Source organism: Vibrio sp. M260118 (assembly GCF_036533755.1).
Lineage (GTDB): Bacteria > Pseudomonadota > Gammaproteobacteria > Enterobacterales > Vibrionaceae > Vibrio.
This window is the reverse complement of the sequence record NZ_JATABG010000271.1, coordinates 1-4,996: the sequence shown is the minus strand read 5'-3', so window position 1 is coordinate 4,996 and position 4,996 is coordinate 1. Positions and strand designations below refer to the sequence as shown.

The 4,996-nt window shown below is 45.5% G+C and carries 5 protein-coding genes; 1 reads left to right on the top strand and 4 read right to left on the bottom strand.

Translation table 11 applies throughout. The annotated features are described in order from the left end of the window. The first annotated feature begins 133 nt into the window (after window positions 1-133). Window positions 134-1,816, top strand: coding sequence for an aspartate:alanine antiporter (locus tag QTO00_RS14675; protein WP_331425459.1), 1,683 nt, complete (start codon window positions 134-136; stop codon window positions 1,814-1,816). A 61-nt stretch (window positions 1,817-1,877) separates the two neighbouring features. On the opposite strand, the gene QTO00_RS14670 is transcribed toward QTO00_RS14675, so the two are convergent. The 4 genes from QTO00_RS14670 to QTO00_RS14655 all read right to left on the bottom strand — a co-directional run. Beyond that, window positions 1,878-2,555, bottom strand: a complete 678-nt coding sequence (locus tag QTO00_RS14670; RefSeq protein WP_331425458.1) for an ABC transporter permease — start codon at window positions 2,553-2,555, stop codon at window positions 1,878-1,880. A gap of 3 nt (window positions 2,556-2,558) precedes the next feature. Beyond that, the gene (locus tag QTO00_RS14665) at window positions 2,559-3,299 is read right to left on the bottom strand and encodes an ABC transporter permease (RefSeq protein WP_331425457.1); all 741 of its coding nucleotides are present in this window, start codon (window positions 3,297-3,299) and stop codon (window positions 2,559-2,561) included. A gap of 87 nt (window positions 3,300-3,386) precedes the next feature. Continuing rightward, window positions 3,387-4,157 carry an ABC transporter substrate-binding protein gene (locus tag QTO00_RS14660; RefSeq protein ID WP_331425456.1) on the bottom strand — a complete coding sequence of 257 codons (771 nt, stop codon included), beginning with the start codon at window positions 4,155-4,157 and terminating at the stop codon, window positions 3,387-3,389. Between the two features lie 73 nt (window positions 4,158-4,230). Beyond that, the coding region (locus QTO00_RS14655; RefSeq protein ID WP_331425455.1) for an ABC transporter ATP-binding protein at window positions 4,231-4,996 on the bottom strand (766 nt) is incomplete at its 5' end.

The following is a 4,996-nucleotide window of genomic DNA, read 5'->3' as shown; positions in this document are numbered from 1 at the left end:
GATTTTTACCGAGCAATTCACCCACTCTACTTAAATCAGCTAATCGAAAATTATAAAAAAAATCACTTATCTTTTAGTGGTAATACGCTACAATTCGCACACTTAATCTAGTTGGCACACACAAGACTTGCCCGTGAACATTGACGTCGTACTCTTGCTCGAACAAAACCCGATTCTTCTCATCTTTGTCGTATTGGCAATAGGCCTAGGTATTGGAAAAATCCGCTTCGGTAACTTCCAACTTGGCAATTCCATTGGGGTACTGATCACCTCATTAGTAATGGGTCACCTCGGTTTTACCTTTAACGCTGAAGCATTGACCATTGGCTTCATGCTGTTTATCTATTGTGTCGGCATTGAAGCAGGCCCTAACTTCTTCGGTATTTTTTTCCGAGACGGCAAGCACTACTTCATCATCAGCATGATTGTTCTGTCTACTGCGCTTTTCATTACCTACTATGCAAGCCACTATATGGGCTTAGATTTTGGTCTATCGGCAGGTATGATGGCGGGCGCACTGACCTCGACACCAGTTCTGGTTGGTGCGCAAGACGCACTAAATTCCGGACTGGCGACAACACCGCGCAATATGGACTACGCTCAGGTCACAGAGAACTTATCCGTTGGTTACGCAATGGCTTACCTAATCGGCCTGATCAGCATGATTATGTTTGCGAAGCTATTGCCAAAACTACAAAAACAAAACTTATCCGACTCTGCTGAACAAATCGCTCAAGAGCGTGGGTTGGGCAATGCTGGGCAACGAAAAGTGTACCTTCCGATTATTCGAGCTTATCGAGTTGGTCCAGAGCTGATTGATTGGATCGATGGTAAGAACCTACGCGAGTTAGGTATCTATCGTCAAACCGGCTGCTACATCGAACGAATCCGTCGTAACGGTATTCTCGCCCACCCTGATGGTGATGCTATCTTACAGCAAGGCGACGAAATCGCATTGGTAGGCTTTCCCGATAGCCATGCTCGCTTGGACCCAAGCTTTCGCAACGGTAAAGAGGTATTTGACCGCAACCTGCTTGATCTACGAATCGTGGAAGAAGAGATCGTAGTAAAGAGTGACTCAATCGCCGGAAAGCGCCTGTCGGACCTAAATCTTTCTGAGTATGGCTGTTTCCTCAATCGCGTAGTACGTGCACAGATTGAAATGCCGATGGATTTAGACATCGTTCTTGCTAAAGGTGACGTTCTCCAAGTCAGTGGCGAAAAGAGTCGTGTACATGGGTTAGCGGAAAAAATCGGTTTCATCTCGATCCATAGCCAAATGGCTGATCTACTTGCCTTCTGTAGCTTCTTTATTCTAGGTATTATGTTTGGCCTAGTCACAATGACTTTCGGCCAAGTCTCTTTCGGCCTAGGTAACGCGGTGGGTCTTCTGCTTTCGGGTATTACATTGGGCTTTTTACGAGCTAACCACCCCACATTTGGTTACATCCCGCAAGGTGCGCTCAACATGGTCAAAGACCTCGGATTGATGTTCTTTATGGTCGGGATTGGCCTCAGCGCAGGTGGGAAAATGTTTGAGCATCTGTCTCAAGTGGGAATTCAAGTCATAGGCCTCGCGTTTGTCATCAGTGTTGTGCCAGTCGTCGCTGCCTACTTGGTCGGTGCATATGTACTTAAGATGAACAGAGCATTACTGTTTGGTGCCATCATTGGTGCCAGAACTTGCGCCCCTGCGATGGACATCGTGAATGACTACGCTAAATCCACCATTCCCGCTTTAGGTTATGCAGGCACCTACGCTATAGCGAATATTTTGATGACTCTAGCCGGTACCTTCTTAATCATTCTCAGCTAACCTCTAGCGCATAAACAAAAAAGGCTTCCCACTCGGAAGCCTTTTTTGTATTTTTTAAGCTCTAACTTAATGGTCTTAAGTAAGCTAAGAAACGCTTTTCGGCCATCTTGAAGAAAGCCAGAATGACAAAGGTTAGCGCCATGTAGAACATACCAGCCGTCAAGAAAGACTCAAATGGCGCATAGTAACGCGAGTTCACTAAACGTGCCGCACCTGTTAAGTCTAGAATCGTGACAATACCCGCTACCGCACTACCGTGAAGCATAAAGATCACCTCATTACTATAGGCAGGTAGTGCGCGACGTAAAGCGCTTGGCAGAATGATACGACGGTAAGTCATAAAGGTACCCATACCGTAGGCTTTCGCAGCTTCAACTTCACCTTTAGGTAAACCATTGATGGCTCCACGGATAATTTCAGCGGTGTACGCGGAAGTGTTGAGTACAAACGCGACCAGTGCACAGAACCAAGCGTTTTCCCATAGCGTATCTTTGACTGGGAAGAATTGGTCCATTCCGTAGTAGATGAGATAGAGCTGAACCAGCAGCGGTGTACCACGGAAAAAGTAAATGAATGCCCAACTTGGCCCACTAAACAAGTAGTTTTCACTGTTGCGTGCAACGCCAAGTGGAATAGCGACAAACAAACCGATAATCAAAGCTAAAGTGACAAGCCAAGTTGTGGTCCACAACCCTTCCAGATAAATCGGTAAGCTTTCTATAACTAACGAAAAATCCATTCTTTACCTCGCATGAATACTGAATTTGCGCTCTACCATTTTCAAGAAGCCCGTCGAGACACTGGTAAAGAATAAGAAAATGATGGCAACTGCCATGTAAAAGGTAAATGGCATCTTAGTCGAGCCAGCAGCAAGTGAGCTCATACGTACCATGTCTTCCAAACCGATAATAGAAACAAGAGCGGTCGTTTTTAATAGCACCAGCCAGTTGTTACCAAAGCCAGGTAACGCGTGGCGAATCATTTGTGGCAACAGAATTCTACGAAATGCGAGTACTGAGCTCATTCCGTATGCTTTAGCGGCCTCTAACTCACCTTTGTCTACGGCCATAATCGCACCGCGGAAAGTCTCCGCCATGTATGCGCCAAAGATAAAGCCGATAGTCAGTATACCTGCAATAAATGGGCTGACATCAATATAGTCAGGCAGATAAGAAGTCCATTCATGATTGGGATCGCTTGAGGCAAACCACTCATTGAGCGACTCGTTGATCGAATAGAGACTGTTGTTAAGTAGAATTTGTCCACCGAAAAAAATCAGCATCATTAGAACTAAATCGGGGATACCACGAATCACTGTGGTGTAAAGCGTTGCAATAGCTCGCGCCCAACGGTATGGAGCTAACTTTGCCAATGCTCCTAGCAAACCTAAAATCGTTGCTAGCAACAGCGACAATAGCGCGACCTCAATAGTCACTACGGCCCCTTTTAGTATAGAGGCTTCATATCCTTGTAGATCCAGCATAGGTAAGTTCCTGATCCCTAAACTTTCTAAAAATCGACCGTTGGCTACTACTCCTTGGAACAAGAACCAACGGTCGCATATCAACGATTACTCACCGTAAACGTCGTATTTGAAGTACTTAGCAGCGATATCTTGGTAAATACCTTTCTCACGTAGAGATACGATAGCTGCGTCTAGCTTCTTAGTTAGGTCTTTGTCTTGCTTACGAACAGCAATACCCATACCTTCGCCGAACCATTTCGCATCTGTTAACGCTGGGCCAACGAACTCATAAGCGTCACCACCCTCTTTGTTAAGCACACCTTCTTCTAGTGCTGACGCGTCGCCAAGCACTGCAACCACACGGCCATTAGCAAGATCTAGGTACGCTTCATCGAAAGAGCCGTAACGAACCACTTCAACTTTGTCGCCGTAGTTATCTGTTAGGTACTTGTCGTGAGTTGTTGCACGCTGAACTGCGATTTTTTGACCATCTAGATTATCAAAATCTAAGCCTGCGCCCTTCTTAGCGATAAATTTGTTAGGGATTTGAGCGTACTTGCCTGTGAAGTCGACTTTCTTTTTGCGCTCTTCAGTAATAGACATTGCAGCGATGATTGCATCGTACTTACGAGCAAGTAGAGAAGGAATAATACCATCCCAATCTTGAGGAACGATTTTACATTTCACTGCCATTTCAGCACATAGCGCGTTAGCCATATCCACATCAAAACCTTTGATAGAGCCATCTTGCTCTGTCCAGCTAAACGGAGGATATGCCCCTTCAATACCAAAGCGAACTTCTTTCCATTCTTTCGCTTGAGCTACGCCAGTAACCGCTGTCGCTGCGATTGTTGCAGCTAGTAACCACTTTTTCATTTCCATACTCCTGTGATTGTGTTTTTTTAATTTTGAACTTAGTTGATTGTTGTGTTTGCCGCTAAAGCGACGATTAATAAATAGAAGAAATAAACTGCTGAAGACGTTCGGACTCAGGGTTAGTAAATAACTTAGCAGGGTCGCCCTGCTCTTCTACTAATCCTTGATGTAGGAACATAACGTGATTTGACACGTCACGAGCAAACGCCATTTCGTGAGTCACCACCAGCATGGTACGGCCTTCTTCGGCAAGATCGCGCATTACGCCTAGCACTTCACCGACCAACTCTGGGTCAAGTGCCGATGTTGGTTCATCAAACAGCATAACTTCTGGATCTACCGCTAGAGCTCGTGCAATCGCAGCACGTTGCTGCTGACCTCCTGATAGATGCCCTGGGTAGTAGTCTTTGCGCTCATACAGGCCTACTTTTTTCAGTAGCAGCTCTGCATTTTCAATCGCTTGAGATTTGGGAACACCTAAGACATGAACCGGAGCTTCGATAACGTTCTCCAAAACAGTCATATGTGACCAAAGGTTAAAGCCTTGGAAAACCATCGCTAAGCGAGAACGGATACGCTGAACTTGCTTCTCATTGGCAGGAAGCGCCTCACCCTGACGATTAGTTTTCATCTGGATCAATTCACCATTGACCCAAATTTCGCCTGCGGTAGGGGTTTCTAAAAGGTTAATACATCTAAGAAAGGTACTTTTACCGGAACCTGAGGAACCGATAATGGAGATAACGTCCCCTTTGTGGGCCTCTAATGAGATGCCCTTCAAAACTTCATTTTGCCCAAAAGTCTTGTGTAAATCTTTTATATCTAGCGCTGGTACATCA

What these genes read in the sequence shown, in the direction of transcription:
- QTO00_RS14665 (WP_331425457.1), bottom strand. Translation starts at nt 3,299, where the DNA reads ATGCTGGATCTACAAGGATATGAAGCCTCTATACTAAAAGGGGCCGTA.
- QTO00_RS14670 (WP_331425458.1), bottom strand. Translation starts at nt 2,555, where the DNA reads ATGGATTTTTCGTTAGTTATAGAAAGCTTACCGATTTATCTGGAAGGG.
- QTO00_RS14660 (WP_331425456.1), bottom strand. Translation starts at nt 4,157, where the DNA reads ATGAAAAAGTGGTTACTAGCTGCAACAATCGCAGCGACAGCGGTTACT.